A 26,563-nucleotide genomic window follows, 5' to 3' on the forward strand; every position below is an offset into this window, starting at 1 on the left:
ACACCATCATGTTCAGTCAAACATTCTTCGGCGATTTCGACCTTGCCAGTGCCGCCATCTGGGGCTTCTGGCTGTTTTTCGCCCTGCTGGTCTATTACCTGCAAACCGAGAACATGCGCGAAGGCTATCCTCTGGAGGACGAGACCGGCCATGGCGAGCCGCGCGAGGGCCTTTTCTCACTGCCCAAGGACAAGACGTTTCTGCTGCCCCATGGGCGCGGCGAAGTCAGCGTGCCTTCGGGCCAGCGCGGCGACCGCGAAAACCTGGCGCTTGAGCGGTCTTCGGACAGCGCAGGCTCGCCCTATCTGCCCGTCGGCAACCCGATGGAGGCCGGTGTCGGCCCCGCATCCTGGGCACCGCGCCGCGACATCCCTGAGCTGGATGGCCACGGCCACGTCAAGATCAAGCCGATGAAATCCCTGCCGGAGTTCAAGGTCAGCGCCGGGCGCGACCCGCACGGCAAGCCGGTTGTTGCGGGCGATGGCGAGGTCGTTGGGCGCATCATCGACATGTGGGTCGATGTGCCCGAGGCGCTGGTGCGCTACCTCGTGGTCGACCTCAATCCCGAAGGCTCGGGCGAGACGCGCCTGATCCCGATCAACATGTGCCGCATCAAGAGCGACCGGGTGAAGGTCCGCTCGATCTACAGCACACAGTTTGCTGGCATCCCGCAGACCAAGAAGCCGGGCGAGATCACCATGCTGGAAGAGGAAAAGATCATGGCCTGGTTCGCGGGCGGCACGCTCTATGCCGATCCAAAGCGCGTCGAAGCGCAACTGTGATCCATCGTCAAAAGGAGGCCCGCCATGTCACATGATGATTTCAATTTCGAGCCGATCAGGGGCCTTCCCGAGGCGTTGCCCGAGGGCGAGCACATCTTGTGGCAGGGCCGCCCCAGTGCGCGGCGCCTTGCCATGGAGGCGCTGTCGCTGCCTTGGATCGCGGGCTATTTCGCGGTGCTGGCGCTCTGGCGGGTCGGGGTTTCGTCAACGCAGCTGCCGTTGGCGCAGGCCGTTTGGCACGCGGTACCGTTTCTCGTGATCGGCGCGCTTTGCTGCGCCGTGCTGATGGGGCTGGCTTTCGTGCAATCGCGCGCCACGGTTTACACCCTGACGAACAAGCGCGTCGCGATGCGCATCGGCGCCGCGCTGACCATGACGCTCAACCTGCCTTACACTCAGATCGGCACGGCCAGTCTGGAGGCGCGCAAATCCGGCACCGGGACCATCGCGTTCGAGCTGATGGGCGACACGCGTCTGTCATATGTGATGACCTGGCCGCATGTGCGCCCTTGGTTCATGGCCCGCACGCAGCCGGCGCTGCGCTGCATCCCGAACGCCGCGGAGGTCGCCGAGATCTTTGCCGAGGCGGCCGAGATCCGCACGGCGGTGCCCCAGGTCACACGCGGCGCGCCTGCCGCCATAGCAGCGGAGTAACCCCTGATGTCCGCCACCGAAATTCACCATCACACGCTGGATGCACGGCGCCGCCGCGCACCTGAAAAGGAGTTGGTGCCACGCTTTCTGGTCGTTGCGATGATTGCGCTGATGGGCCTGTCGCTGAGCCTTGTGGCCTATGCGCGGCTAACGGGCGCGCCGATGAGCGGCGCGCTTATCGAGGCGCCGGTCGCCGCCGAGCGCACCATCCGCATGGTCGGCACCCGCGAGGGCAGCGTGACCGTCCTGGGTGAGGACGGCGTTCAACTGGCGCATTCCTCAGACGACATGAAGGGCTTCATCGGGGTCGTCTGGCGCGTTCTGGCGCGCCACCGCTACGTGCAGGGCGTGCCCGACACGGCGCCCGTCACACTGATCCGCCGCGATAACGGGAATATCGCGATCCACGACACCGTAACCGATTGGTCGATCGAGCTGATCGGCTACGGTGCTGATAATGTCGCCGCCTTCGCCGGGCTGGTCGACTGAACCACTACCATCATAGGGAGGGAACCTGATGGGACTGATTACGAGAGAGAAAGAACAAGCGCCGTGCACTGTCACCGTCTCGCACCGCTTTGAGGAGCTGAGTGCGCATGTGCGCTTTGACAACGGCGCGGTCATCAACCCAGGTGACAGCGTGCTGGTCCACGGCGCCGAGATCATGGCGCCCTATGGCGAGATCGTCGAGGAGCACCGCACCGCCACCATCACCCGCGCCAGCAAGCTGGAGCAGCTTTGGACGCGCGCGACGGGCGATTTCGAATTCATGGAGCTCTGCGAGTTCTCCTTCTCCGAAGAGGTGATGGCATGAATACGCAAAACGTACCGCACTCCTCCACCGCCGCGACCGCCGAAGAGGCGATTGCCCGCCAGGAGGCGCTGCCGCCGCCGGATAACGAGGCGGCAACCGATGTGGCCATGCAGAACACGCTGCTGACGCCGCGTTTCTACACCACCGATTTCGAGGAAATGGACGCCATCGACGTCAGCCCCGTCCGCGAGGAATGGGACAAGATGATCGCCGGCATGAAGGCCGACCCCAACAAGGGCCATTTCAAGAAGAACGAGGACTGGGACGAGGTCGATTGGGACGGGATGGAGCCGAAGCTCAAGCGTGAGTTCATCGACTTCCTGATCTCAAGCTGCACGGCCGAGTTTTCGGGCTGCGTGCTCTATAAGGAAATGAAGCGCCGAGGCTCGAACGAGGATATCACGACCCTCTTTCAGCTGATGGCACGCGACGAGGCGCGCCATGCTGGCTTCATCAACGATGCGCTGCGCGAGGCGGGTATTGCGGTGAATCTCGGGTTTCTGACACGGCAGAAAAAATACACCTATTTCCGGCCGAAATTCATCTATTACGCTACCTATTTGAGCGAAAAGATCGGCTATGCGCGGTATATCACCATCTATCGCCATCTCGAGGCGCATCCCGAATATCGCTTCCATCCGATCTTCAAGTGGTTCCGCGAATGGTGCAATGACGAGTTCAGCCATGGCGAGGCCTTCGCCCTTCTGCTGCGCACCGATCCCAAGCTGACGCAAAGCTTTGCCAACAAGCTCTGGATCAAGTTCTTTCTGACTGCCGTCTATGGCACGATGTGGGTGCGCGATCATCAGCGCCCGGTGTTCCACGACGCGCTGGGGGTGGACGTGACCTGGTATGGCCAGGAGGTGTTCCGCAAGACGTCGGAAATCTCCAAGCAGGCGTTTCCCTTTACGCTGGACATCGACCATCCGCGCTGGCGGCCCAACCTGGACCGGCTGCAGGCGGCATCGGTGCAAGTGGCCAAGGGCAAGGCCAAGGGCGGCGTTACAGGCACAGCGTCGCGCGTGGCGGGGATGGCCAAGGCGGCCTTCGCCTTTGCGGCCCTCTATACCATTCCGTCCATCCCGAACGCGCTGCCGGAAACCAGCCGGCTCGAGCCGGCCTACTGATGTTTGCGGAAATCTGGATCGCGGCCTTCACGGCCCTTTTCGTCTGGTGGTTCTCCACCGGAGCGATCCTGATTGCGGTGCGCCGGGCCGACCGGGGCGGGCCGGGCGCGCATCTGATGAACACGCTGCTGGGTCTGCCGCTTCTGGTGCTGGGCCTCGCGCTTGTTTCCACGACATCGGGCGGGGGCGGTATCGCGCCCGCCTATGCGGGATTTCTGGGCGCGCTGGCGATCTGGGGCTGGATCGAGCTGGCGTTCCTGTCGGGCGTCATCACCGGCCCCGAGCGGCGCGGCTGCCCGCCGGGCCTGGCGCCCGGCGCGCGCTTCATGCGGGCCTGGTGGACGGTGGCCTATCACGAACTGGCCCTGCTGGCGGGCCTCGTCATTGTCGCGGTGCTCAGCTATGGGCAGACGACGGATGTGGCGCTCTGGACCTATCTGATCCTCTTCATCGCGCGCATCTCGGCCAAGCTGAACGTCTTTTTCGGCGTGCCGCGCATCAATACCGAATTTGTGCCCAGCCCGCTGGTGCATCTGACCAGTTATTTCCGCCAGCGCCCGGTGACGCTGATGTTTCCCGTCTCGATCACCATTCTCAGCGCAGGGACCACATGCTTCCTGCGTGTTCTCTGGGCCGCCGAGAGCGATGGGGCCATTGTGGCCGCGACGCTGCTTGTCACCCTGTCGACCCTCGCCCTTGTCGAGCATTGGCTGATGATCGTGCCCTTGCCCGACGCGAAATTGTGGCGCTGGATGCTGCCTGCGTCCTCGGGATCCACCTCAAAAGAAAGCAAGACCCATGGACTTTGACAGCCTGTTCCAAGCGCAGATCGACACACTTAAGCACGAGGGCAATTACCGCGTCTTTGCCGAGCTTGAGCGCAAATGTGGCAAGTTTCCTCGCGCGGCCAGCCACGGCGCAGAGGGGGTGCAGGATGTCACGGTCTGGTGCTCGAACGATTATCTGGGCATGGGGCAAAATCCGAAAGTGATCGACGCGATGTGCGAGGCGGTCCAGCGTACCGGCACCGGGGCAGGGGGGACGCGCAACATCTCGGGCACGAACCACGATCATCTCCTCTTGGAGGCCGAGCTGGCCGATCTGCACGGCAAGGAGGCGGCGCTGCTCTTTACCTCGGGCTATGTGTCGAACTGGGCCGCGCTCTCGACCCTTGGCAGTCGGCTGAAGGATTGTGTGATCCTGTCGGATGCGGGCAACCATGCCAGCATGATCGAAGGCATCCGGCACAGCCGCGCGACCAAGATCCTGTGGAAGCACAACGACGTCGCCGATTTGGAGGCCAAGCTGCAGGTGCTGCCCGCTGATGTGCCCAAGATCATCGCCTTCGAATCTGTCTATTCCATGGATGGCGATATCTGCCCCATGCGCGAGATCGTCGAGCTGGCCGAGAAATACGGCGCGATGACCTATCTCGATGAGGTGCACGCCGTTGGCCTTTACGGCCCGCGCGGCGGCGGCATCTCCGAGCGCGAAGGGCTGGCGGACCGCATCACCCTGATCGAGGGCACGCTGGGCAAGGCATTCGGCGTGGTCGGCGGGTACATCACCGGCTCGGCGCCCCTATGTGATTTCATCCGCTCCTTCGCCAGCGGCTTTATCTTTACCACCGCTCTGCCGCCCGCCGTGGCCACCGCAGCGCGCTGTTCGATCGCGCATCTCAAGCAATCCAGCTGGGAGCGGATGCAGCAGCGGCGGCAGGTCGCCAATCTGCGTGCGCGGCTCGACGCGGCGGGCATTCCGCATATGGCCAATGACAGTCACATCATTCCGGTGCTGATCAAGGATCCGGTCAAGACCAAGATGCTGGCCGATACGCTGATGCGGGATTGGGGCATCTATGTGCAGCCGATCAACTACCCCACGGTGCCCAAGGGGACCGAGCGTTTGCGCTTTACCCCGTCGCCACTGCACACCGACGCGGATATCGATTATCTGATGAGCGCGCTTATCATGCTGTGGAAGCAATGCGCGATTTCCCGCGCAGTTGCCTGACACCCTCGGCGCCTCGTGAGGGGCGCCGGGAATATATGGAACCGCAAGCCATCATCGGGGTTTACCTCGTAACCGTTTCCGCTAGCTTCTAGCCATACTGCCAGTCTCGACACATGAACGGAGGACCATACATGTTCAGATCAGCCCTAATCACCACCGCCCTTCTGGCCGCACCGGCCTATGCGCAGGACGTGCCCAGCGGTGACGCCGCTGCAGGCGAGTCGGTCTTCAACCAGTGCCAGGCGTGCCACGTCGTCGAAAACGGCGTCGGCGAAGTTCTTGCAGGCCGCAACGGCAAGGTCGGTCCCAACCTTTATGGTATCTCCGGCCGGACACTCGGTTCGGTAGAGGACTTCCGATATTCCAAGTCGCTGGTGGCTGCAGGGGAAGAGGCAGGCCTTGAGTGGAACGAAGAAAATTTCGTTGGCTACGTCCAGGACCCGACAGGCTGGCTGAAAGAAAAACTCGACGACAACCGCGCCCGCGGCAACATGGCCTACAAGCTGCGCTCTGAAGAAGATGCGGCCAATGTTTGGGCTTACATAGTCTCGCTGGATCCCGAAGCAGGTTCGTAAGAGCTGCCAAGGTTTTACGTGGAAGGCCCTCGGAGTGATCCGGGGGCCTTTTTGCATCTAGGCCTTGGGTGGTGGTGCATGTCGGCCCGGAGCCGGTTTTGGCCACCACTTTTTTTAACATTTGACATGAACTCGCGTTTTTCCAGAAGATAGGACTTAAACGCAAAGAGAGAAACTCAATGGGACCCACTGGCAACGCCATCGGTATCATCGGTGGGTCCGGAATGCTCGGATCGGCGATTACGAGTGCGCTTCTCGGAAGCGAGGCGTTTGCACAGTCGCGTTTTTGGATTTCTAACAGAAGTGGTAATGCTCCTGCGGTCGAACAAAGTTCGATTGTTCACGTCACGAAGGACAATCAGGCGCTGGTGGACGCCTGCGATGTCATTATTTTGTGTGTCCCACCCGCTCGATTTCCTGACATCGACATCTGCGCATCCAATAAGTTGATCATCTCAGTGATGGCCGGTGTGACCATTGATGAACTGAAATCAAAGACAGCGGCTGTTCGTGTCGTACGGGCCATGAGCAGTCCTGCCGCTTCCTTGTTTTTGGCGTACGCACCTTGGACAGCAAGCGCCGAGATTACGCCGGACGACCGAGATATCGTTCCAAAAATCTTTGGAGCGTGCGGGATAACGGATGAGGTTTTCGACGAGCAGCAGCTCGATCACTTCACCGCAATGACTGGCCCGGTACCCGGTTTTGTCGCCTATTTTGCCAAATGCATGGTGGACCATGCCACAAGTCAAGGTATCGCTGCTGACGTAGCTGACCGGGCCATTCGTCAACTTTTCCTCGCGGGCGGAACAATGCTAGCTGCCGATCGCGGCAGCCCTGCCGATCATGTACGTCAGATGATTGACTATGCTGGGACGACTGCCGCAGGATTAACTGCAATGGAGCGATCGACCTTGTCCAAAACAATCAGTGACGGGCTTCTGGCGGCAGCAGACAAGGCAAGAACGATTTAGCAAAACACGGCAATTCAAATGTGTGTTTTGGGATGTGGTAGGAACCTTCAAATAGTTTCCCAACGTTTGCTTCATCCTGCTTTGCTGACAATCCCCACGCTCTCCGCTCCATGGCAAAAGGCCCCCGACTTCCGCCGGGGGCCTCATATTCAGCCGCTCACATTCTCACTCGATCTGCGGCAGCAGCCCGCTGATCGACGCCTTGGCGTCGCCATAGAACATGCGGGTGTTTTCCTTGTAGAAAAGCGGGTTTTCGATGCCGGAATATCCGGTGCCCTGGCCGCGCTTTAGGACAAAGACCTGCCGTGCCTCCCAGACGCGCAAGACCGGCATGCCGGCGATGGGCGAGTTGGGATCATCCTGCGCCGCAGGGTTCACGATATCGTTCGAGCCGATGACGATCACCACGTCGGTATCCTTCAGGTCGTCGTTGATCTCGTCCATCTCCAGAACGATGTCGTAGGGCACCTTGGCCTCGGCCAGAAGCACGTTCATATGGCCGGGCAGGCGGCCCGCGACGGGGTGAATGGCAAAGCGCACGTTCTTGCCCTTGGCGCGCAGCTTGGTCACCAGATCCGACACCGCGCCCTGCGCCTGCGCCACGGCCATGCCGTAGCCCGGCACGATGATGACGCTGGACGCCTCGTTGAGGGCCGTTGCCACGCCGCCCTCGTCGATGGCCACCTGCTCGCCCTCGACCTCCATCGCGGGGCCGGAAGCGCCGCCAAAGCCGCCGAGGATGACCGACACGAAGGAACGGTTCATCGCCTTGCACATGATGTAACTGAGGATCGCACCCGACGAGCCGACCAGCGCGCCGACCACGATCAAAAGGTCATTGCCAAGGCTGAAGCCGATCGCCGCCGCCGCCCAGCCCGAATAGGAGTTGAGCATCGACACGACGACAGGCATGTCCGCGCCGCCGATCCCCATGATCAGGTGATAACCGATGAAAAGCGCGGCCAGCGTCATCAGGAAGAGCGGGAAAAAGCCGCCGGTGGAGAAATACCAGAAGAGGCAGATCAGCGACAGGCCCGCGGCGGCGGCATTGAGGGCATGACCGCCCGGCAGCTTTTTCGCGGCCGTATCAACGCGCCCCGCCAGCTTGCCGTAGGCGATGACCGAACCGGTGAAGGTGATCGCACCGATAAAGATGCCGAGGAAGAGCTCGACCCGCAGGATATTGATCTCGACGGCGCTCTTCTTGGCGACGAGGGCGGCGAAGCCGTTGAAGCCGTCGATCAGTGCCGCACGGTCGGCGATGGTCGCCGCGGTGGCGTCCGCTGCAAGGTTCGGAAAGCTGAGACCGGCATCCGCAAAAATGCCCGCAACGCGTACCAGCTCGATATGGGCGTTGAGGCCCACGATGATGGCGGCAAGGCCGACAAGGCTGTGCATGGCGGCCACCAGCTCGGGCATCTGCGTCATCTGCACCCGTGTGGCCAGTTGCCAGCCGATCACACCGCCAAGCGCGATGAGGATCAGCGACAGCAGCCAAAGGCCCGAGCCCGGCCCGACAAGCGTGGCAAGAACGGCCAGCGCCATGCCCGCGATGCCGTACCAGACCGCGCGCTTGGCGCTTTCCTGGCCGGACAAGCCGCCAAGGCTGAGGATGAAAAGGACGGCCGCGACGACGTAGGCGGCGATGGTGAATCCGTATTCCATTCGGGGCGCCCTTTCTTAGGATTTTTGGAACATGGCAAGCATGCGCCGCGTGACAAGGAAGCCGCCGAAGATGTTGATTCCGGCCATGAATACCGCCAGTGCGGACAGGATGATCACCAGCCACGAGCCAGATCCGATCTGCATGAGCGCGCCCAGGATGATGATCGACGAAATGGCGTTGGTGATCGCCATCAGTGGGGTATGCAGGCTATGCGCGACGCCCCAGATCACCTGGAAGCCGATGAAGACGGCCAGAACGAACACGATGAAATGCTGCAGGAAGCTGACCGGCGCGACCATGCCAACGCCCAGCATCAACAGCGCGCCGACGCCCAGAAGGATGACTTGGTTCTTGGTCTGGGCCTTGAACGCAGCCACTTCCTGCGCGCGCTTTTGCTCGGGTGTCAGCTCGGGCGCCGCGGGCTTCTTTGGCTTGGCCGCGATGGCGTTCACCTTGGGGGGCGGCGGTGGATATGTGATCTCGCCCGCATGCACCACGGTGGCGCCGCGAATGACGTCGTCGTCCATGTTGTGAATGGGCGTGCCGTCTTTCTCGGGGGTCAGGTCCGCCATCATGTGCCGGATGTTGGTGGCGTAAAGGCTGGAGGATTGCGCGGCCATGCGGCTGGGATAATCGGTATAGCCGACGATGGTGACGCCGTTCTCGGTGACGATTTTCTCGTCCATCACCGTCAGCTTGCAGTTACCGCCCTTTTCGGCCGCAAGGTCCACGATGACCGAGCCGCGCTTCATCGACTTGACCATATCCTCGGTCCAAAGCTCGGGCGCGTCGCGGCCGGGGATGAGGGCGGTGGTGATGACGATGTCGATATCGGGCGCCAGTTCGCGGAACTTGGCCAGCTGCGCCTCGCGGAATTCGGGGCTGGAGACCGAGGCATAGCCGCCCGTTTTGGCGCCGTCCTGCTGGTCCTCCTCGAAATCGAGATAGACGAATTCGGCGCCCATGCTCTCGACCTGCTCGGCCACTTCGGGGCGCACATCGAAGGCCAGGGTGACCGCACCCAGTGAGGTGGAAGTGCCGATCGCGGCAAGGCCCGCGACGCCGGCGCCGATGACAAGAACACGGGCAGGGGGCACCTTGCCCGCTGCGGTGATCTGTCCGGTAAAGAAGCGTCCGAAATTGCTGCTGGCTTCGATCACGGCGCGGTAGCCCGCGATGTTGGCCATGGACGACAGCGCATCCATCTTTTGCGCGCGGCTGATGCGCGGCACCATCTCCATCGCGATGACGCTGGCCCCTGAGGCGCGCGCGGCCTCCATGCCCTTGTCATTGGTTGCGGGATTGAAGAACGAGATCAGCGTGTGATCCTTGGTCAGCCGCTTGACCTCGGCCGGGCTGGGCGGGCGCACCTTGGCGATGATGTCCGCGCCCTTCCAAAGCGCCGCGGCGGTCTTGACCACCTCGACGCCGGCCTCCTTGTAGGCGGCATCGGAAAACCCGGCGAGCTTGCCCGCTCCGGTCTCGATCAGGCACTCATAGCCCAGCTTTTGCAGTTGGATCGCGCTTTCGGGGGTCATGGCGACACGGGCTTCGCCGTCGAATACTTCTTTTGGGGCACCGATCTTCACGTGTCTTCACCATCCTTCTTGTCGGCGCCGCAGCAGGGCGCACGTCGCAAGGCCTGCGCGCAGGCTGCTTGCGAAAGTTTCAATGCTTTGACGTATTACTATGCATTTGTTGCGCGTCTTAGCAACGGCTTCACCGCGCATACGACGATGCCGCCGCGCGTTGTGTAAGATAGGACGACACGCTTGGCGAGATAGGCGCCATGGCGGCCACCATACTCTTGCCAAATGATGCGTCTTTGCCTGGAAAATGGCGGAGAGACAGGGATTCGAACCCTGGGAAGGCTTGCACCCTCAACGGTTTTCGAGACCGCCCCGTTCGACCACTCCGGCACCTCTCCGCGGGGGTCTGGTGGCCGCGTCCTAGAATGGATTATGAAGGCCTGCAAGGGGGTTTGTCGATTTTCACATAAAATCGCGGCCCGCACAGTGCGAAGCCTGGGTGCGCACTGACATTCGCGGCCTCGATCCTTATAGAGAAAAGACGGCAAAACCTGCTTGACTTGGACGCGTCATCGCCCGATAAGCCCCCATCCCGGCAGGGGCGAGCCTTGCATGGGGCGATATTCTATGACGCCGAAGAGGCGCGCTGTCCAAGGTGGTCATCAGGCCGCGAACACCCGAGTAAGGGGACCGGCGGACGCGGAAAAGTGAAGGAAAGACAGATGTTTGCGGTTCTCAAAACCGGGGGCAAGCAATACCGGGTCCAGTCCGGCGATTTGCTGCGTGTCGAAAAGCTGGCGGCTGCCGCCGGCGAAAAGGTTCAATTCAACGAGATTCTGATGCTGGGTGGCGACAGCCCCGTCGTCGGTGCGCCTTTGATCGACGGTGCCTGCGTGCAGGCCGAGGTCATTGACCAGGTCAAGGGTGACAAGGTCATCCACTTCGTCAAGCGCCGCCGCAAGCACGGCTCGCAGCGGACCAAGGGCCACCGCCAGCAGCTGACGCTGTTGCGTGTGACCGACATCATGGACAAGGGCGCCGACAAATCGGGCGTCAAGGCCGCAATCGGTGCAGGCTCGGTGTCTGGTGCGGCAGTCGTGTCCGATGGCCAGTATGCCAAGAACAAGACGCAGCAGGCCGAGATGAGCAAGCGCGTGACCAAGGGTCAGGCGGATGAGAAGTCGGCCGAGACCAAAGCCGCGCCGAAGAAGGCCGCCAAGGCGGATGCCGGCGCAGATGATCTCAAGCAGCTGTCGGGCGTCGGTCCCGCGCTGGAGAAAAAGCTGCATGAGGCAGGCGTGACCAGCTTTGCGCAGATCGCGGCATGGTCCGAGGCGGATGTTGCCGAGATGGACGAGAAACTGTCGTTCAAGGGCCGGATCGAGCGTGAAGGCTGGGTCGAGCAGGCCAAAGAACTGACCAAAGGTTAAGGAGAGACCAAATGGCACATAAAAAAGCAGGCGGTTCATCCCGTAACGGTCGCGACAGCGCGGGTCGCCGTCTTGGCGTCAAAAAGTATGGTGGCGAAGCTGTCATCCCCGGTAACATCATCATGCGCCAGCGCGGCACCAAGATGTGGCCGGGCACGGGCGTTGGTCTTGGCAAGGACCACACGATCTTTGCCACGGTCGAGGGCCATGTGAAGTTTCACACCGGTCTGAAAGGTCGCAAGTTCATTTCCGTGACGCCCCTGCAGGACGCCGCTGAATAAGCCGATCTTCCCATTCGGGTAAGCACAGAAGGGATCGGCGCCCAGCGCCGGTCCTTTTTTGTCTTTCTTGGCGCGCCGCTCATCAGCCAGATGCCGCGCAATGGCCTTATTTCAGTGCAACTTTTCTTAGGATCCGTGCGCTATCACGGCAAAGCCTTCAAGGCCTCCTGCCGCACGCCTATATGCATTTCACGACCGCTTCTGGAAAGGGGCTCTGCACATGATCTTTGAACGGCCCGACCTTGCGCCCCATGGTCTCGAGGGTGCGATCCCCGCAGGGGCCTATGACCTGCGGCCCGTGCGTCCTTCGGATACGGGGCTGATCGCGCTTTATACCGGCGATCTGCGCGTGGCGCAGGCGACGTCTTCGATTCCCCATCCGCTGCCGCCCGGCACGACCGAGGCGTTCATCGCCCGCGTCATGGCGCCCGGCAGCATCGAAAAGGCATGGACCATCGATGGCACCCGCGCCGGCATGGGCGAGGTAATGGGCGTGATCAGCCTGACCGAGCTTGATATCGGACAATGCGAGATCGGCTATTGGGTGGCGCCGGTGTTTTGGAACGCGGGCGTCGCGTCCTCTGCCGTTGGCGCATTGATTGCGGCCAACCCGCTGGCGTGCCGCACTATTTTCGCCACGGTGCAGCAGGGCAATCCGGCGTCGGCGCGGGTTTTGACGAATTGCGGCTTTACCTATCTAGGGGATGCCGAATCCTATTGCCTCGCGCGGGGCGGTACCGTTCCCACCTGGACCTATAGCCGGAAACTGGATTGAGCCGGGCCGGCCCTTTGCGTATTGAGGCGCCAGCCGATGCTGCGCGCCTTTGCCGCGCCTTCCTCCGCCGTGCCATCTCTGCCAAGCAGGAGCGATAAGATGAAATTTCTGGATCTCGCCAAAGTCTATATCCGGTCCGGCGGCGGCGGCGGTGGCTGCGTCAGCTTTCGCCGCGAGAAATATATCGAATTCGGCGGCCCCGATGGCGGTGACGGCGGCGATGGCGGCTCGGTCTATGCCGAGGCGGTCGATGGTCTGAACACGCTGATCGATTTTCGCTATCAGCAACATTTCTTTGCCCGAAGCGGCCAGCCCGGCATGGGCAAGCAGCGCACCGGCAAGGATGGCGACGATATCGTGCTGCGCGTGCCCGTCGGCACCGAGATCCTCGACGAAGATCAGGAGACGGTGATTGCCGACATGACCGAGCTGGGTCAGCGCGTTGAATTGGCGCGCGGCGGCAATGGCGGCTTTGGCAACCTGCATTTCAAATCCTCGACCAATCAGGCACCCCGCCGGGCCAACCCCGGCCAGGAGGGGGTCGAGCGTACCATCTGGCTGCGGCTGAAGCTGATTGCCGATGTCGGTCTTTTGGGAATGCCCAACGCGGGCAAATCGACCTTTCTGGCGGCCACGTCCAACGCGCGGCCCAAGATCGCGGATTACCCCTTTACCACGCTCCATCCCAATCTGGGCGTTGTGGGCGTTGACAACGTCGAATTCGTCGTGGCCGACATTCCCGGCCTCATCGACGGCGCCAGCGAGGGCAGGGGTCTGGGCGATCTTTTCCTCGGCCATGTCGAGCGGTGCGCGATCCTTCTGCACCTCGTCGACGGCACCTCGCAGACGGTGGCCGAGGATTATCAGACGATCATCACCGAGATCGAGGCCTATGACGGCCCGCTGGCCTCGAAGCCGCGCCTGACCGTGCTGAACAAGATCGACGCGCTTGACGAAGATGCGCTGGCCGAGGCGAAGGCCGAGTTGGAAGAGGCGTCGGGCGGCCCTGTGATGACCATGTCGGGCGTCTCGGGCGATGGCGTCACGGATGTTCTGCGCGCCCTGCGCAGCGAGATCGACGATGACCGGCTGCGTCACCGCAAGGCCGGCGAAGACGAGCCCGCGCCGTGGCAGCCCTGAGCAAGGCGCGCCGCGTCGTCGTCAAGATCGGCTCGGCCCTTCTGGTGGACCGGGCGGCGGGCCATTTGCGCGCCGAATGGCTCGAGGGGCTTTGCGATGACGTGGCGCGGCTGCGTGCGCGCGGCGTCAATGTGGTGCTGGTGTCGTCTGGGTCCATCGCGCTGGGGCGAGGCACGCTGGACCTGCCCCAAGGCGCGCTGACGCTGGAGCAGAGCCAGGCCGCCGCCGCCGTGGGCCAGATCCGTCTCGCGGGCGCCTATCAAGCGGCGCTGGCTGCGCGCGGTCTGACCGCGGCGCAGGTGCTTCTGACGCTGGAGGACAGCGCGGACCGGCGGCGTTACCTCAATACGCGCGCCACGCTCGAGCAGCTCTTGCGCCTTGGGGCGGTCCCCATCGTCAACGAGAATGACACCGTCGCCACGGACGAGATCCGCTACGGCGACAACGATCGCCTTGCGGCGCAGGTCGCGGTGACGGCGGGGGCCGACCAGCTCATTTTGCTGAGCGATGTGGACGGGTTCTATTCCGGCAATCCCGGCCTTGATGCCGCCGCGCGCCGTTTCGACAGGGTCGACGCCATCACCCCCGAGATTGAGGCAATGGCGGGCGATCCGCTCTCGGGGCTCAGCAAGGGCGGGATGAAAACCAAACTGATGGCCGCCCGCGCCGCGATGGCAGCAGGCTGCGACATGGCGATCACCCAAGGCGACGTATTGCGGCCCATCGCGGCGCTTGAGGCGGGCGCGAATGCGACCTGGTTCACCGCCCAAGGCACGCCGCAGCAGCGCCGCAAGGCCTGGATCGGTGCGATGAAGCCCAAGGGCCGCCTGGTGATTGACGCCGGCGCCCAGCGGGCCATCCACGGGGGCAGCAGCCTGCTGCCCGCGGGCGTGACCGGCGTGTCGGGCGCGTTTCGGCGCGGCGACGCCATCGAGATTATCGGCGAGGCGGGCGAGACGCTGGGTCTTGGCCTGACGCGCTATGACGCGGCCGATGCGGGCCGGATAAAGGGCCTGCGCTCGGATGTCATTGAGGATGTTCTGGGCTATCCTGCGCGCGCCGCACTGATTCACCGCGACGATATGGCGTTCTGACGCCGCAAGGAGCCCGACGCATGGCACAGACCGAAGACATCCCAGCCCTGATGGCCCGCATCGGCGCCTGCGCGCGCGCCGCCGCCACGGAAATGGCCGTGACCGAGGCCGGCCGCAAGGATATGGCCCTGCGCGGCGCGGCAGATGCTGTCTGGGCGCGCCGCGCGGCGATCATCGAGGCCAACGCCAAGGACATGGCCGCCGCCCGCGACAAGGGACTGAGCGCCGCGATGATCGACCGCCTCATGCTGGATGAGGGCCGCGTGCGTGCCATCGCGGACGGGCTGCGCGCCGTGGCGGATCAGGACGATCCGGTGGGCCGCGTCTTGGCCGAGTGGAGCCAGCCGAGCGGCATCAATATTCGGCGCGTCTCGACGCCTCTCGGCGTCGTCGGCGTCATTTACGAATCGCGCCCGAATGTCACCGCGGATGCCGGCGCGCTTTGCCTCAAGGCCGGGAATGCCTGCATCCTGCGCGGCGGATCCGAGAGCTATCACAGCTCCCGCGCCATTCATGCTTGCCTCAAGCAGGGCCTGCGCGAGGCGGGCCTGCCCGAAGAAGCGATCCAGTTGGTCCCTACGCGTGACCGGGCGGCGGTACAGGAAATGCTGACCATGACAGGCAGCATCGATGTGATCGTGCCGCGGGGCGGCAAGGCGCTCGTCGGGCTGGTGCAGCGCGAGGCGCGTGTGCCGGTTTTTGCCCATCTGGACGGCATCGTGCATATCTATGTCGACGCCACGGCGGATGCCGAAAAAGCGATGCGCGTCGTGCTGAACTCCAAGACGCGGCGCACGGGCGTTTGCGGCGCAGCCGAATGCCTGCTGATCCACCGTGATCTGGTGGGCGGTCTGGGCAATGACCTGGTGCGCGCGCTGATCGAGGCGGGCATCGAGGTGCGCGCGGACGAAGCCTTGAGCGCGATCGAGGGGACCGTGCGCGCGAGCGAAGCGGATTGGGGCTGCGAATATCTGGACAGCATCATCGCGGCGCGTGTCGTCGGTGATCTGGGCCTCGCCATCGGCCATATCGCGGAATACGGCTCGCACCATACCGATTGCATCATCAGCGAGGATCCGGCGGCGGTGCAGAAATTCCAGGCGGAGGTCGACAGCGCCATCGTCATGCACAACGCCTCGACGCAATTCGCGGATGGCGGCGAATTTGGCATGGGCGCCGAGATCGGCATCGCCACAGGCAAGCTGCATGCGCGCGGCCCGGTGGGCGCGGCGCAGCTGACCAGCTTCAAATACCTGGTGGTCGGGGATGGCACGGTTCGGGGCTAGCCCCGCCGCAACGCTCGCTTGATCAGAAACTGACCGACACGCTGCCGTTCATCTGCACATCCGCGCGGCGGCCCATCTCGGCCAAGAGGCCCGGCAGCAGGGCGAATTGCACCTGCGCGGCGGGTAGATCATCCACGTCCAACGGCTCGGGCGCGGTCAGACGCGCCCAGTATTCCGGCTTTGGCTCGGCACGATCTCCGATGGCCGTGATGCGCAGTGCGTCGGCACCGCCCTCGACACGGATCGTGCCACCATAGGGGATCGCCTGCTCGGCGCATAGAATGGCAAGAAAGGCCGCCTGCGCCATCTGGCGCGGCAAGGCGCCGGGCACCTGCCAGTCGCACGCGATCTTGGCGGTGTAGACGCCATCGACAATGCCACGCATTTCGCGCTCGGCCATGCTTTGCCCCTCGGATGTGAGGCCGAAGGCGACGCGAAAAAAGCGCAGCCGCGCGTTGGCATTCGCGGCGCTGTCCGCAACGAGCGCCATCTCGGGGCCGTCGGGAACGCCGGCCATGCCCAAAAGCTCCAGCCCGTTCGAAATGGCGCCGACGGGGCTGATCAAATCGTGGCAGATACGCGAGCCTATCAGGGCGGCCAAATTACGGTTAGGCTGGGTCATGAGGATCCTTTCGGACGGGCCGCTATTCGGCCCCGGCGGGGGGCCAAGGGCAGAGGCACACAAATGAGTGATTTCGCGGCATTTCTGGAGCCGGGCATGCGGGTCGAGGCGCCCAGCCAGCCCGAATGGGGTGTGGGGCAGGTACAATCGAATGTCGGGGGCAAGGTCACGGTCAATTTCCCCGATGCGGGCAAGGTGGTGATCGATACCAGCCGCGTCATGCTGCTGCCGGTCTTTGATCCGTCATGATGGTTACGAAATGATTAACTGATCCCGATATTTGCGCAACCCACGCGTGTATTTCCTTTCGTTCCATGGCAATGTTGCCTTTGGCGCGTGCCGGCCATAGAAACGGGGGTCAAATGAATTGTCGCCGAGGCGCCATGCAGAACGCCGCGTCCAGCACCGGGCCAACGCTTCGTCACGTCCCCGATTTTCAGCTGCGCCTCGCGGCGGATGTCGCCGAGGTGCGTGCGGCGCAGCGCCTGCGCTATCGCGTCTTCGTGGACGAGTTGGGCGGCGGCGGCCCGATGGTTGACCATGCGGAGGGGCTGGAGGCGGATTCCCACGATGACTGGGTCGATCATCTGCTGCTTCTGGATCGTGCCTTGCCCGGCGACGCGGCCGATCAGGTGGTCGGCGTCTATCGCCTCTTGCGAGCGGATCAGGCGACGCGTGCCGGGCGGTTCTACTCGGAATCCGAGTATGACCTCACGCCCTTGCGCCAAAGCGGACGTACCCTGCTGGAGCTGGGGCGGTCCTGCGTCGATGCGCGCTATCGTGGGGGCAAGGCACTGATGCATCTGTGGCAGGGTCTTGGCGCCTATGTCGAGGAGCACGGGATCGACTTGCTCTTCGGGGTGGCCAGCTTTCACGGAACGGACGTGACCGCGCTGGCCGAACCGCTCTCGCTGCTGCATCACCGCCATCTGGCGCCGCCCGAGATGCGCCCGCGCTCGCTGCGTCATCAACCGATGGATTTGATCGCACCGGAGGCGCTGGACCGCCGCCGCGCGATGGTGCAGGTGCCGCCTCTGATCAAGGCGTATCTGCGGCTTGGCGGTTATGTCGGTGATGGCGCCTATATCGATGGCGATTTCAACACGGTCGACGTGTGTCTTGTGATGGATACCGAGCGGCTGGGGGCTGGGCACCGCGCGCTTTATGCGGCGGACCGCGGATGACCATGTCCCAGCGCGAGGCGCCCATCCCCGACTGGCCCCGGCGTGACGGACCTGAGATGCCGCCCATGACGCTTGCGGCCAAGCTGCGTGCGGGGCTTCGCATGACAGCTTTGTTAATCGTACTGATTGTACTCTTGCCGACGCTTTTGTTGATCCGAGCGGTGGAGCGGCCGATTTGCGGGCAGGGACGCCCCGTCTCGCCTTATATCGTGCAGGCGTTCTTTCGGGCGTGTCTGTTCATCCTGCGGATCCGCGTGACGGTCGACGGGCGGCCCATGCGGCTGCCGGGGGCGGTGGTGGGCAATCATGCCTCATGGCTTGACATCTTTGCGCTGAACGCGTGGCACCGGGTGTTCTTCATCTCGAAATCCGAGGTGGCCGGCTGGCCCGGTATCGGTTTTCTGGCCAAAGCCGCCGGAACACTCTTTATCCGGCGCGCGGCGCGCGAGGCGCAGGCGCAGACCGCCGCACTGGCCGCGCGACTGGAGGACGGCCATCAGCTGCTTTTCTTTCCCGAAGGCACCTCGACCGATGGTCTGCGGGTGCTGCCCTTCAAGGCGACGCTTTTCGAGGCGTTCTTTGCGCCGGGGCTGCGCGAGGCGGCCTATATCCAGCCGGTGACGGTGATCTACACCGCGCCGAAGGACACCGATCCGGCCTTTTACGGCTGGTTCGGGGATATGGATTTTGCACCGCATTTCGCCGCGGTTCTGGCCGCGCGCCATGGCGGCGAGGTGCGGCTGGTCTATCACGCGCCGCTCAAAGTGTCTGATTTCGCGGATCGCAAGGCCCTGTCGCGCGCCGCCGAAGCCATGGTGCGCAGCGCGATGCCGGGTGGCGGGCGCTGACTTGGGTCAGCCCATCGCGCGGATAAGCGTGCCGAGCGCGGCGGCAGGATCGTCCTCGGCCCAGATCTCGTCACCGATGCCGAAGAAATCGGTCAGCTGCGCCAGCTCGCCGATGCGGGTGGCATCCAGCGCGCCCTCGGCTACGACCGGGATCTCGATCATCTCGGACCACCACTTAAAGAGCTCGTCCTCTGCCTGCGCGCCATCGCCAAGGCCGCTGGCCCCGGCTGGCCCGAAGGCAACGTAATCGGCGCCGGCCTCGCCCGCGCTCATCCCCTCGTGCCGGGTCTGGGCACAATAGGCGCCCACGATGGCATCAGGCCCCAGCGCCTTGCGTGCCTTGCGGACCGAGCGGGCGCCATCCATCAGGTGAACCCCGTCGAGGCCCAGCCGCTCGGACAGAGAAATATGGCTTTGAAGCACGACAGCCACGTCGCGGGCATGCGCGATCTCGCGGCAAGCATCGGCCGCGCGCGCGATGCGGTCTTCGTCATGGCTGGCCAGCGCGAGGCGCAGGCAGGCAACCTCGTGCGCGTCGAGTACTGCGGCCAGTTGCGTGGTAAATTGGCTCAGCTCGAAGTCTGGCGGGGTGATCAGATAGATCTGCGGCGTCTCTTGGTCGCTCATGGCGCGCTCCTGGGGTCTGTGCTTGGCCCCGCGTATAGCGCGACTTTTCGGTCGGCGCCACAGGTGGCGCGCGGCGATGCCTCCGGCGGGGATATTTGAAGCAAGAAGAAGGGCCGGGGGCTTTTCAAGTCGGGGGGAGGGCGGTATCACCCGCTCTGATTGCGAGGTTTGTTCATGCCCACCGATACGCCACAGCCCAGTTTCGTTCTGGTGCGCCCCCAGATGGGCGAAAATATCGGCGCTGCGGCGCGGGCGATGTGGAATTTCGGGCTGGACAGGATGCGCATCGTGGATCCGCGCGACGGTTGGCCCAATCCTGCGGCGACTGCGATGGCCAGCGGTGCGGGGCGGCTTCTGGACGAGGCGCAGCTGGCTCCGGACCTGCCCAGCGCGCTGAGCGATTGCCATTATGTCTATGCCACGACCGCACGGGGCCGCGAGTTGACCAAGCCAATTCTGAGCCCCGAAGAGGCGATGCAGGACGCGGCGCGCCGGATCGCCGACGGCCAGAAGGTGGCCGTGATGTTCGGCCCCGAGCGCTCGGGGCTGGAAAACGAGGATGTCGTGCGCGCAAGCGCGATCATCACCGTGCCGGTCAATCCCGATTTTCCCAGTCTCAACCTCGCGCAATGCGTTCTGCTGACCGCATACGAGTGGCGCCGCGCCAGTGCCGCCGTGCCGGAGGGCCGCGTTCACATGCACAACACCGAGTGGGCCAGCCAGACCGAGATCGAGGCACTGGCGGTGCATTACGAGGACCGGATGCAGGAGGCCGGCTTTTTCTACCCCGATCACAAGGCCACGAGCATGCGCCAGACGCTGCGCAATTTCTGGAGCCGGATGCCGCTGACGCAGGCCGATACGCGGCTTTTGCACGGTATCCTGCGTCAGATGGTCCGCTGGAAGGATCGCGGGGACGGCGGCGCTTGAAGGGGCAGGGTGGGCGCACTAATCTGCGCATCGCGTCAGATAGGGTAAGGAGCGCCGGAAATGGCTGAAAAGCGAAGCATTTTTCAGGAGGTCGCGGATGGTGCGTCCGGCGGCGCCGAGCGTCCGCAGCCCAGAGGTGGCATGATCGACGCCGGCAAGCGTGGCGCGCGTCGCGGCATCCGGCTGTGGTTGATGGCGCTATTCGCGCTGGTCGTTGTGATGATCGCCGTCGGCGGTCTGACCCGACTTACCGACAGTGGCCTTTCCATCACCGAATGGCGCCCGCTGACCGGGGCGATCCCGCCGATGAGCACCGCTGACTGGGAGGCGGAATTTGCCCTCTATCAGCAGATCCCCGAGTTTCAGAAGCAGAATAGCTGGATGAGTCTTGAGGATTTCAAGGTGATCTATTGGTGGGAATGGGGCCACCGGCAGCTGGGCCGCGTGATCGGCCTTGTCTGGGCCGTAGGCTTTTTCGGCTTTTTGGCGGCGCGGCAGATCCCGGCAGGCTGGACGCGGCGGCTGCTGTTTCTGGGCGTGCTTGGCGGCGCGCAGGGCGCAGTGGGCTGGTGGATGGTCTATTCCGGCCTCGGTGATGGGCGGCTTGATGTGGCCTCTTACCGCTTGGCGACGCATCTGGGCCTTGCCTTCGTCATCCTTGGCTTCATCACCTGGTACGTGCTGCTTCTGTCGCGCCCCGAGCGGGACATCCTACAGGCGCGGAGGTCGCGTGAGAGCAGACTTTTCAGCCTTGGCACGGGCTGGATGCATTTCACCTTCCTGCAGATCCTGATCGGCGCGCTGGTCGCCGGGATCGACGCCGGGCGCACCTACACAACCTGGCCGCTCATGGGAGGCGGCCTCTGGCCCGGCAACATGATGGTGCTCGAGCCGTGGTGGCGGAACTTCTTTGAAAATCCCGGCACGGTGCAATTCATCCACCGCATGACGGGTTATGCGCTGCTCGCGTTTTCGGTGATGGCACTGCTGCGAGGCCGGCGCAGCGCGCATAACGCGACACGCAATGCTTTCACGCTGGCCTTCACCGTTTTGGTCGCGCAAATTGCCCTGGGGATCGTGACCGTGGTGCTGGCCGCGCCGTGGGAGGTGGCGATCCTGCACCAGTTCCTGGCTGTGATCTTGTGGGTGCTGGTCATTCGCGCGCGCTTTCATGCAGGCTACCCGGTGGCGCAATCCGTAAGAGGAAAATGATATGACCGCCTATGACGATCTCATGGCGCATCAGCGCCAGACCGAGGCGCTGGCGCAGATTGCGGGCAGGCTCAGCTGGGACCGCGAGACGGTGATGCCGCGCGGCGCCGCCGCGCAGCGCTCGGAAGAGGCGGGCGCGCTCAGCGAGGTGCTGCACGCGCGCCGCACCGATCCGCGCATCGGGGACTGGCTGGAGGCGGCGAGCGGCGAGGCGCTGGATCAGGCGGGGGAGGCGCAGCTGCGTCACATTCGGCGCAGCTATGAGCGCACGCAGCGCGTGCCGTGTGACCTGGCCGCGCGCATCGCAAAATTCACGGCGCTCAGCCAAGGCCGCTGGGCCGAGGCGCGCGAGGCCGATGACTTTGCGGCCTTTGCGCCGGTTCTGGCCGAGGTCGTGGCCCTGCGCCGCGAGGAGGGGGCCGCGCTGGCCGATGGCGGCGACATCTATGATGCCATGCTGGACGATTATGAGCCGGGGGCCAAGGCCGTTGATCTCGAGGCGATGTTCGGCGCATTGCGTCCAGGTCTGATCGCGCTGCGTGAGGCCGCGCTGGGGGCCGCTGCGGCGCCTGTCGTCTCTGGGCAATTCGATGTGCAGACTCAGATGCGCCTTGCGCGGCAACTGGCCAAGGTGTGCGGCTATGACATGACGCGCGGGCGCATCGACAAGGCGGTGCATCCCTTCTCCAGCGGGTCGGGCGACGATGTGCGCATCACCACCCGCACCAGCGATGACGAGCCGTTCAATTGCATATATTCCACGATGCATGAGGCAGGCCACGCGATCTATGAGCAGTCGATTGATCCGGCCTATGCATTGACCCCGCTGGGCGCGGGTGTGTCTATGGGCGTCCATGAAAGCCAAAGCCGCATCGTCGAAAATCAGCTGGGTCGCAGCCGCGCCTTCACGGGCTGGCTCTATGGCCAGCTGCGCGATGCTTTCGGCGATTTCGGGATCGACGGCCCGGATGCGTTCTATGCCGCCGCCAACAGCCTGCATCGCGGCTATATCCGCACCGAGGCCGATGAGGTGCAGTACAATCTGCACATCCTCATGCGGTTTGATCTGGAACGGGCGCTTGTTTCGGGCGATCTGGCGCCGGGCGATCTCGAGGAGGCTTGGAATGCGCGTTTCCTGCGCGATTTCGGCTATGCGGTGCCGCGCGCTTCGCAGGGCTGTTTGCAGGATGTGCATTGGTCGGTGGGCCTCTTTGGGTATTTCCCGACCTACTCACTGGGGAATGTCTACGCGGGCTGCCTGGCCGAGGCGCTGAGGCAGGCGGTGCCGACACTGGACGATCAGTTGGCGGACGGCGACATGAGCGCCGCGATGGCATGGCTCCGCGAGAATGTGCAGCAGCATGGCGGGCTTTACACCCCGCGCGAGTTGATCACGCGCGCTTGTGGGGCCGAGCCGTCAGAGGCACCGCTGATGAATTATCTTGAGCAGAAATTCGGCGCGCTTTATCCGGCGGGGTAGGTGCCGCCCCTAGCCGCGCTTGCGGTAGGCGTCCCTTGCGCGCGCGGCTTCTTCGCGCGCGGCGGCCACATCGGACGACGCGTTTCCCAGGATCGAGGTGATATCGCTGGCAAGTGGCCCGAGCGGCGCGCCCGTGCGCCTTGCGCGATCCAGGATGTCATAGGCGACGTCGAAATCGTCGCCTTGGATCTCGTAGACGCTGAGCAGCGACCCCGCCGCATCGAGATACTGTGCGCGCCGCGGCGATGGCGCGGCGCCCGGCGCGCCGGTGACACCCGCCGCAATATCGAGCGCGCCATAACCTTCTTCGGCCAAGCGGCGCGCGGCGCTGCCGCAGGTCTCGAGCCGGTCAAGCTCGGCGTCGATACCGGCGCGATCCGTGAGTTGGGTTACCTCAGCCAGACGCGAGGCGCAGTTGGAAGCGTTGAGCTGCGCAGCCTCGACCGCGGCATCGACCGGGACCATGACCGCATTGCGCATTGTGGGCGTTTCGCCGCCGCCGCCGCCCAGATGGTGCCAGACCGCCACGCCCGAGACGGCGAGGATCGCGGCACTGGCCAGCGCCGCGGCGATCAGCGTGCCGCGGCGCGGCGTGCTCATTCGGTCTCGGGCGCGGCCGTTTCTGCCGCGCCATTCTCGACATCGGCCTCATCCGTCTGCTCGGCGATCCATGCCACGCTAACAACGATTTCGTTCTTGCCTGTGTTGAAGACCTTGACCCCACCCGCGCTGCGCGAGCGGAACGAGATACCCTCGACCGGCACGCGGATCGACTGGCCCTTGGACGTTGCCAGCATGATCTGATCCTCGAGCGTTACGGGGAAGCTGGCCACGAGGGCGCCGCCGCGCATTGCCTTGTCCATTGCCGTGACGCCCATGCCGCCGCGCCCGCGAATTGGATAGTCATGGCTGGAGCTCAGCTTGCCACTGCCCTGCTCGGATATGGTCAGAATGAGGGTTTCGGCCTCTTTCATCTCATTGAACTGCTCTTGAGAGAGCGGGGCGTCGGCGTTGCCCTCTTCCTCGGCGGCATCCATTTCTTCGTCGGTCAGACCGGCCTGCTGGCGGCGCATCTTGAGATAGGCGGCGCGGTCGTCCGAGGTTGCCTCGAAATGCGGGATGATCGACATCGACACGACGCTGTCGTCGCCGGTCAGCCTGATGCCGCGCACACCCAAGCTGGCGCGGCTGTTGAAGACGCGCACATCGGTCGCCCGGAAGCGGATGGCGCGGCCCGAGGAGGTGACCAACATCACATCATCGTCGTTCGAAGCGATGCGCGCATTGATCAGCGTGATCCCGGCGTTCTCTTCCTCAAAGCGCATGGCGATCTTGCCGTTCGATCGCACATTGGTGAAATCCGACAGCTTGTTGCGGCGCACCGTGCCTGCGGAAGTGGCAAACACCACCTGTAGATCGTCCCACTCACTCTCGTCGCGGTCGACGGGCATGATCGCGGCGATCGAGACGCCCGTGGGGATGGGCAGGATATTGACGATCGCCTTGCCCTTGGACGTGCGGCCCCCTTGCGGCAGGCGCCAAGTCTTGAGCTTGTAGACCATGCCATCGGTCGTGAAGAAGAGCAGCTGCGTATGCGTGTTGGCCACAAAGAGGGTGGTGACCACATCCTCGTCCTTGGTGGCCATGCCGCCCACACCCTTGCCGCCGCGCTTTTGTGCGCGGAAATCGGCCAGCGCGGTGCGCTTGATGTAGCCGCCAGAGGTGACCGTGACGACCATTTCTTCACGCTCGATCAGATCCTCATCGTCCATGTCGCCGGACCAGTCAACGATCTGGGTGCGGCGCGGCACGGCAAAGAGGTCACGCACCTCGCTCAGCTCGTTTGCGATGATCTCCATGATCCGCTCGCGGCTGGCGAGGATGGCGAGGTATTCCTTGATCTTGCCGGCCAGCTCTTGCAGCTCGTCGGTGACTTCCTTGACGCCCAGTTGCGTCAGGCGCTGAAGGCGCAGTTCCAGAATGGCGCGCGCCTGTGCCTCGGAGAGGTTGTAGGTGCCGTCATCGTTGGCGGTATGCGTGGGATCGTCGATCAGCGCGATATATTCCAGGATATCGCCCGCGGGCCAGCGGCGGGTCATCAGCTTTTGGCGCGCGTCGGCGGCGTCGGCGGACGAGCGGATGGTCGCGACCACCTCGTCGACATTGCTGACGGCGACGGCCAGACCGCACAGGATATGGCTGCGCTCGCGCGCCTTACGCAGTTCATAGGCGGTGCGGCGAGCGACGACATCCTCGCGGAAGTCGATGAAGGAGGTCAGGAACCGGCGCAGCGTCAGCTGCTCGGGGCGCCCGCCATTTAGGGCCAGCATGTTGCAGCCGAAATAGGTCTGCATGGGCGTGAAGCGGAAGAGCTGGTTCAGCACGACTTCGGCGGTCGCATCGCGCTTCAGCTCGACCACGACGCGCACGCCGTTGCGGTCGCTCTCGTCCTGCACATGGGCGATGCCCTCGATCCGCTTTTCGCGGGCGGCTTCGGCGATGCGCTCGATCATGGTGGCCTTGTTCACCTGATAGGGGATCTCGTCGATAATGATCGCCCAGCGGTCCTTGCGGATCTCCTCGGTGCGGGTCTTGGCGCGCACGATGACGCTGCCACGGCCCTCCAGATACGCCTTCCGCGCGCCGGTGCGGCCCAGCATGATGCCGCCGGTGGGGAAGTCGGGTCCGGGGATATAATCGATAAGGTCTTCGGAGCTGAGATCCGGGTTCTCGATCAGCGCGAGCGTCGCGTCGATCACCTCGCCCAGATTGTGGGGCGGGATGTTGGTCGCCATGCCGACGGCGATACCGCCCGCGCCATTGACCAGCATATTGGGAAAGCGCGCGGGCAGAACGGTCGGCTCGCGGTCCTTGCCGTCATAGTTATCCTGAAAATCGACGGTTTCCTTGTCGATATCGGCCAAGAGATAGGCCGCCGGCTTGTCCATGCGCACCTCGGTATAGCGCATGGCGGCGGCGTTATCGCCATCCATCGAGCCGAAATTGCCCTGACCGTCCAGCAGCGGCAGCGACATCGAGAAATCCTGCGCCATCCGCACCAGCGCGTCATAGATCGCAGAGTCGCCGTGCGGGTGGTATTTACCCATTACGTCGCCCACGGCGCGGGCTGATTTGCGGTAAGGTTTGTCATGCGTATTGCCGCCCTCCCACATCGCATAAAGGATACGGCGATGGACAGGTTTCAGGCCGTCGCGCAGATCGGGGATCGCGCGGCTGACGATGACGGACATGGCATAATCGAGATACGACGTCTTCATCTCATCCGCGATCGAGACGCGCGGGCCATCATAGGCCGGGCGCTCGGGGCGGTTTTCTTCCATGTCTTCGGGGGGTTGCGGCGTATCGGTCAAGTCGGTGCCCATCCTGTCGCGTCAAACTATATGCAGTGCGCAGAGGTATATCACCGCCATGATATGGGGTGCAATGGCGCATGGGCGTGGTGTTTGGCAGCCACCAAGAGAGCCTGCTAACAACCTGTTTTTATTGAAAAGTAATTTCT

General features: G+C 63.7%; 27 protein-coding genes and 1 tRNA gene. 21 read left to right on the forward strand and 7 right to left on the reverse strand.

Features of this window, described 5'->3' with window-relative positions; genetic code table 11:
• Positions 1 to 8 precede the first annotated feature (8 nt).
• The 9 genes from puhA (at position 9) to BW975_RS14895 (ending at position 6,939) form a co-directional block, all read left to right on the forward strand.
• Positions 9 to 782, forward strand: a complete 774-nt coding sequence (gene puhA / locus BW975_RS14855) for a photosynthetic reaction center subunit H (RefSeq protein ID WP_076535091.1) — start codon at positions 9 to 11, stop codon at positions 780 to 782.
• Positions 783 to 806: 24 nt separating this feature from the next.
• Positions 807 to 1,436, forward strand: coding sequence for a photosynthetic complex putative assembly protein PuhB (gene puhB / locus BW975_RS14860; RefSeq protein WP_076535092.1), 630 nt, complete (start codon positions 807 to 809; stop codon positions 1,434 to 1,436).
• Positions 1,437 to 1,442: 6 nt separating this feature from the next.
• Positions 1,443 to 1,925, forward strand: coding sequence for a photosynthetic complex assembly protein PuhC (puhC, locus tag BW975_RS14865; RefSeq protein ID WP_076535093.1), 483 nt, complete (start codon positions 1,443 to 1,445; stop codon positions 1,923 to 1,925).
• Positions 1,926 to 1,953: 28 nt separating this feature from the next.
• Positions 1,954 to 2,250 (forward strand): hypothetical protein, encoded by a 297-nt coding sequence (locus tag BW975_RS14870; protein WP_076535094.1) that lies wholly within the window; start codon positions 1,954 to 1,956, stop codon positions 2,248 to 2,250.
• Positions 2,247 to 3,377 (forward strand): magnesium-protoporphyrin IX monomethyl ester (oxidative) cyclase, encoded by a 1,131-nt coding sequence (acsF, locus tag BW975_RS14875; protein ID WP_076535095.1) that lies wholly within the window; start codon positions 2,247 to 2,249, stop codon positions 3,375 to 3,377. Before BW975_RS14870 ends, acsF begins: the two co-directional genes overlap by 4 nt.
• The gene (gene puhE / locus BW975_RS14880) at positions 3,377 to 4,186 is read left to right on the forward strand and encodes a putative photosynthetic complex assembly protein PuhE (protein ID WP_076535096.1); all 810 of its coding nucleotides are present in this window, start codon (positions 3,377 to 3,379) and stop codon (positions 4,184 to 4,186) included. Before acsF ends, puhE begins: the two co-directional genes overlap by 1 nt.
• Positions 4,176 to 5,390, forward strand: a complete 1,215-nt coding sequence (gene hemA / locus BW975_RS14885; protein ID WP_076535097.1) for a 5-aminolevulinate synthase — start codon at positions 4,176 to 4,178, stop codon at positions 5,388 to 5,390. The genes puhE and hemA overlap by 11 nt, the downstream gene beginning before the upstream one ends.
• A 131-nt stretch (positions 5,391 to 5,521) precedes the next feature.
• Positions 5,522 to 5,965, forward strand: coding sequence for a c-type cytochrome (locus BW975_RS14890; RefSeq protein ID WP_076535098.1), 444 nt, complete (start codon positions 5,522 to 5,524; stop codon positions 5,963 to 5,965).
• A gap of 179 nt (positions 5,966 to 6,144) precedes the next feature.
• On the forward strand, positions 6,145 to 6,939 hold the full coding sequence (locus tag BW975_RS14895) for a pyrroline-5-carboxylate reductase family protein (RefSeq protein WP_076535099.1): 795 nt from the start codon (positions 6,145 to 6,147) through the stop codon (positions 6,937 to 6,939).
• Positions 6,940 to 7,104: 165 nt separating this feature from the next.
• Here the strand turns inward: BW975_RS14895 and BW975_RS14900 are convergent, their stop codons facing one another.
• From BW975_RS14900 to BW975_RS14910, 3 genes are all read right to left on the reverse strand, one after another.
• Positions 7,105 to 8,604 (reverse strand): NAD(P)(+) transhydrogenase (Re/Si-specific) subunit beta, encoded by a 1,500-nt coding sequence (locus BW975_RS14900; protein ID WP_076535100.1) that lies wholly within the window; start codon positions 8,602 to 8,604, stop codon positions 7,105 to 7,107.
• 15 nt (positions 8,605 to 8,619) lie between these two features.
• Positions 8,620 to 10,194, reverse strand: a complete 1,575-nt coding sequence (locus BW975_RS14905; protein ID WP_076535101.1) for a Re/Si-specific NAD(P)(+) transhydrogenase subunit alpha — start codon at positions 10,192 to 10,194, stop codon at positions 8,620 to 8,622.
• Positions 10,195 to 10,442: 248 nt separating this feature from the next.
• A tRNA-Ser gene (locus BW975_RS14910) sits at positions 10,443 to 10,532 on the reverse strand.
• 324 nt (positions 10,533 to 10,856) lie between these two features.
• On the opposite strand from BW975_RS14910, the gene BW975_RS14915 reads away from it, so the two are divergent.
• From BW975_RS14915 to BW975_RS14940, 6 genes are all read left to right on the forward strand, one after another.
• Positions 10,857 to 11,564, forward strand: coding sequence for a 50S ribosomal protein L21 (locus BW975_RS14915; protein ID WP_076535102.1), 708 nt, complete (start codon positions 10,857 to 10,859; stop codon positions 11,562 to 11,564).
• Positions 11,565 to 11,575: 11 nt separating this feature from the next.
• The gene (rpmA, locus tag BW975_RS14920) at positions 11,576 to 11,845 is read left to right on the forward strand and encodes a 50S ribosomal protein L27 (protein WP_076535103.1); all 270 of its coding nucleotides are present in this window, start codon (positions 11,576 to 11,578) and stop codon (positions 11,843 to 11,845) included.
• Between the two features lie 220 nt (positions 11,846 to 12,065).
• Positions 12,066 to 12,620, forward strand: a complete 555-nt coding sequence (locus tag BW975_RS14925; protein WP_076535104.1) for a GNAT family N-acetyltransferase — start codon at positions 12,066 to 12,068, stop codon at positions 12,618 to 12,620.
• A gap of 99 nt (positions 12,621 to 12,719) precedes the next feature.
• Positions 12,720 to 13,760: a GTPase ObgE gene (gene obgE / locus BW975_RS14930; protein ID WP_076535105.1), complete on the forward strand. Its 1,041-nt coding sequence runs from the start codon at positions 12,720 to 12,722 to the stop codon at positions 13,758 to 13,760.
• Positions 13,748 to 14,854: a glutamate 5-kinase gene (gene proB / locus BW975_RS14935; protein WP_076535106.1), complete on the forward strand. Its 1,107-nt coding sequence runs from the start codon at positions 13,748 to 13,750 to the stop codon at positions 14,852 to 14,854. Before obgE ends, proB begins: the two co-directional genes overlap by 13 nt.
• Before the next feature lie 20 nt (positions 14,855 to 14,874).
• Positions 14,875 to 16,140 (forward strand): glutamate-5-semialdehyde dehydrogenase, encoded by a 1,266-nt coding sequence (locus tag BW975_RS14940; protein WP_076535107.1) that lies wholly within the window; start codon positions 14,875 to 14,877, stop codon positions 16,138 to 16,140.
• A gap of 22 nt (positions 16,141 to 16,162) precedes the next feature.
• Here BW975_RS14940 and BW975_RS14945 read toward each other — a convergent pair whose 3' ends face one another.
• Positions 16,163 to 16,762: a histidine phosphotransferase family protein gene (locus BW975_RS14945; RefSeq protein ID WP_076535108.1), complete on the reverse strand. Its 600-nt coding sequence runs from the start codon at positions 16,760 to 16,762 to the stop codon at positions 16,163 to 16,165.
• 63 nt (positions 16,763 to 16,825) lie between these two features.
• On the opposite strand from BW975_RS14945, the gene BW975_RS14950 reads away from it, so the two are divergent.
• From BW975_RS14950 to olsA, 3 genes are all read left to right on the forward strand, one after another.
• A complete protein-coding gene (locus tag BW975_RS14950; protein ID WP_076535109.1) occupies positions 16,826 to 17,011 on the forward strand; it encodes a DUF3553 domain-containing protein in 186 nt (61 codons plus the stop codon).
• 134 nt (positions 17,012 to 17,145) lie between these two features.
• Positions 17,146 to 17,946 (forward strand): L-ornithine N(alpha)-acyltransferase, encoded by an 801-nt coding sequence (olsB, locus tag BW975_RS14955; RefSeq protein ID WP_076535110.1) that lies wholly within the window; start codon positions 17,146 to 17,148, stop codon positions 17,944 to 17,946.
• Positions 17,943 to 18,794 carry a lyso-ornithine lipid O-acyltransferase gene (gene olsA, locus BW975_RS14960; protein ID WP_335743504.1) on the forward strand — a complete coding sequence of 284 codons (852 nt, stop codon included), beginning with the start codon at positions 17,943 to 17,945 and terminating at the stop codon, positions 18,792 to 18,794. The genes olsB and olsA overlap by 4 nt, the downstream gene beginning before the upstream one ends.
• A gap of 6 nt (positions 18,795 to 18,800) precedes the next feature.
• Here olsA and BW975_RS14965 read toward each other — a convergent pair whose 3' ends face one another.
• Positions 18,801 to 19,421 carry a thiamine phosphate synthase gene (locus tag BW975_RS14965; RefSeq protein ID WP_076535111.1) on the reverse strand — a complete coding sequence of 207 codons (621 nt, stop codon included), beginning with the start codon at positions 19,419 to 19,421 and terminating at the stop codon, positions 18,801 to 18,803.
• Between the two features lie 174 nt (positions 19,422 to 19,595).
• Here BW975_RS14965 and BW975_RS14970 point away from each other — a divergent pair, with 174 nt between their 5' ends.
• The 3 genes from BW975_RS14970 to BW975_RS14980 are packed head-to-tail and all read left to right on the forward strand — an operon-like array spanning position 19,596 to position 23,043.
• Positions 19,596 to 20,351, forward strand: coding sequence for an RNA methyltransferase (locus tag BW975_RS14970; RefSeq protein ID WP_076535112.1), 756 nt, complete (start codon positions 19,596 to 19,598; stop codon positions 20,349 to 20,351).
• Between the two features lie 60 nt (positions 20,352 to 20,411).
• Positions 20,412 to 21,563, forward strand: coding sequence for a heme A synthase (gene ctaA / locus BW975_RS14975; protein WP_076535113.1), 1,152 nt, complete (start codon positions 20,412 to 20,414; stop codon positions 21,561 to 21,563).
• A 1-nt stretch (position 21,564) separates the two neighbouring features.
• On the forward strand, positions 21,565 to 23,043 hold the full coding sequence (locus BW975_RS14980) for a carboxypeptidase M32 (protein ID WP_076535114.1): 1,479 nt from the start codon (positions 21,565 to 21,567) through the stop codon (positions 23,041 to 23,043).
• Positions 23,044 to 23,052: 9 nt separating this feature from the next.
• Here the strand turns inward: BW975_RS14980 and BW975_RS14985 are convergent, their stop codons facing one another.
• Together BW975_RS14985 and gyrA are read right to left on the reverse strand one after the other, a co-directional pair.
• Complete coding sequence (locus BW975_RS14985) at positions 23,053 to 23,643, reverse strand: hypothetical protein (RefSeq protein WP_076535115.1); 591 nt, start codon at positions 23,641 to 23,643, stop codon at positions 23,053 to 23,055.
• Positions 23,640 to 26,384: a DNA gyrase subunit A gene (gene gyrA, locus BW975_RS14990; protein ID WP_076535276.1), complete on the reverse strand. Its 2,745-nt coding sequence runs from the start codon at positions 26,382 to 26,384 to the stop codon at positions 23,640 to 23,642. The genes BW975_RS14985 and gyrA overlap by 4 nt, the downstream gene beginning before the upstream one ends.
• Between the last annotated feature and the right edge of the window lie 179 nt (positions 26,385 to 26,563).

Source organism: Roseovarius nanhaiticus, assembly GCF_900156535.1.
In the GTDB taxonomy this organism is placed as follows: Bacteria; Pseudomonadota; Alphaproteobacteria; order Rhodobacterales; family Rhodobacteraceae; genus Roseovarius; species Roseovarius nanhaiticus.

What these genes read in the sequence shown, in the direction of transcription:
- puhB (WP_076535092.1), top strand. Translation starts at nt 807, where the DNA reads ATGTCACATGATGATTTCAATTTCGAGCCGATCAGGGGCCTTCCCGAG.
- acsF (WP_076535095.1), top strand. Translation starts at nt 2,247, where the DNA reads ATGAATACGCAAAACGTACCGCACTCCTCCACCGCCGCGACCGCCGAA.
- BW975_RS14980 (WP_076535114.1), top strand. Translation starts at nt 21,565, where the DNA reads ATGACCGCCTATGACGATCTCATGGCGCATCAGCGCCAGACCGAGGCG.
- puhA (WP_076535091.1), top strand. Translation starts at nt 9, where the DNA reads ATGTTCAGTCAAACATTCTTCGGCGATTTCGACCTTGCCAGTGCCGCC.
- BW975_RS14970 (WP_076535112.1), top strand. Translation starts at nt 19,596, where the DNA reads ATGCCCACCGATACGCCACAGCCCAGTTTCGTTCTGGTGCGCCCCCAG.
- BW975_RS14900 (WP_076535100.1), bottom strand. Translation starts at nt 8,604, where the DNA reads ATGGAATACGGATTCACCATCGCCGCCTACGTCGTCGCGGCCGTCCTT.
- gyrA (WP_076535276.1), bottom strand. Translation starts at nt 26,384, where the DNA reads ATGGAAGAAAACCGCCCCGAGCGCCCGGCCTATGATGGCCCGCGCGTC.
- ctaA (WP_076535113.1), top strand. Translation starts at nt 20,412, where the DNA reads ATGGCTGAAAAGCGAAGCATTTTTCAGGAGGTCGCGGATGGTGCGTCC.
- olsB (WP_076535110.1), top strand. Translation starts at nt 17,146, where the DNA reads ATGCAGAACGCCGCGTCCAGCACCGGGCCAACGCTTCGTCACGTCCCC.
- BW975_RS14895 (WP_076535099.1), top strand. Translation starts at nt 6,145, where the DNA reads ATGGGACCCACTGGCAACGCCATCGGTATCATCGGTGGGTCCGGAATG.
- BW975_RS14940 (WP_076535107.1), top strand. Translation starts at nt 14,875, where the DNA reads ATGGCACAGACCGAAGACATCCCAGCCCTGATGGCCCGCATCGGCGCC.
- BW975_RS14945 (WP_076535108.1), bottom strand. Translation starts at nt 16,762, where the DNA reads ATGACCCAGCCTAACCGTAATTTGGCCGCCCTGATAGGCTCGCGTATC.
- BW975_RS14870 (WP_076535094.1), top strand. Translation starts at nt 1,954, where the DNA reads ATGGGACTGATTACGAGAGAGAAAGAACAAGCGCCGTGCACTGTCACC.
- puhE (WP_076535096.1), top strand. Translation starts at nt 3,377, where the DNA reads ATGTTTGCGGAAATCTGGATCGCGGCCTTCACGGCCCTTTTCGTCTGG.
- BW975_RS14890 (WP_076535098.1), top strand. Translation starts at nt 5,522, where the DNA reads ATGTTCAGATCAGCCCTAATCACCACCGCCCTTCTGGCCGCACCGGCC.
- BW975_RS14965 (WP_076535111.1), bottom strand. Translation starts at nt 19,421, where the DNA reads ATGAGCGACCAAGAGACGCCGCAGATCTATCTGATCACCCCGCCAGAC.
- olsA (WP_335743504.1), top strand. Translation starts at nt 17,943, where the DNA reads ATGACCATGTCCCAGCGCGAGGCGCCCATCCCCGACTGGCCCCGGCGT.
- rpmA (WP_076535103.1), top strand. Translation starts at nt 11,576, where the DNA reads ATGGCACATAAAAAAGCAGGCGGTTCATCCCGTAACGGTCGCGACAGC.
- obgE (WP_076535105.1), top strand. Translation starts at nt 12,720, where the DNA reads ATGAAATTTCTGGATCTCGCCAAAGTCTATATCCGGTCCGGCGGCGGC.
- hemA (WP_076535097.1), top strand. Translation starts at nt 4,176, where the DNA reads ATGGACTTTGACAGCCTGTTCCAAGCGCAGATCGACACACTTAAGCAC.
- BW975_RS14925 (WP_076535104.1), top strand. Translation starts at nt 12,066, where the DNA reads ATGATCTTTGAACGGCCCGACCTTGCGCCCCATGGTCTCGAGGGTGCG.
- BW975_RS14950 (WP_076535109.1), top strand. Translation starts at nt 16,826, where the DNA reads ATGAGTGATTTCGCGGCATTTCTGGAGCCGGGCATGCGGGTCGAGGCG.
- BW975_RS14915 (WP_076535102.1), top strand. Translation starts at nt 10,857, where the DNA reads ATGTTTGCGGTTCTCAAAACCGGGGGCAAGCAATACCGGGTCCAGTCC.
- BW975_RS14985 (WP_076535115.1), bottom strand. Translation starts at nt 23,643, where the DNA reads ATGAGCACGCCGCGCCGCGGCACGCTGATCGCCGCGGCGCTGGCCAGT.
- puhC (WP_076535093.1), top strand. Translation starts at nt 1,443, where the DNA reads ATGTCCGCCACCGAAATTCACCATCACACGCTGGATGCACGGCGCCGC.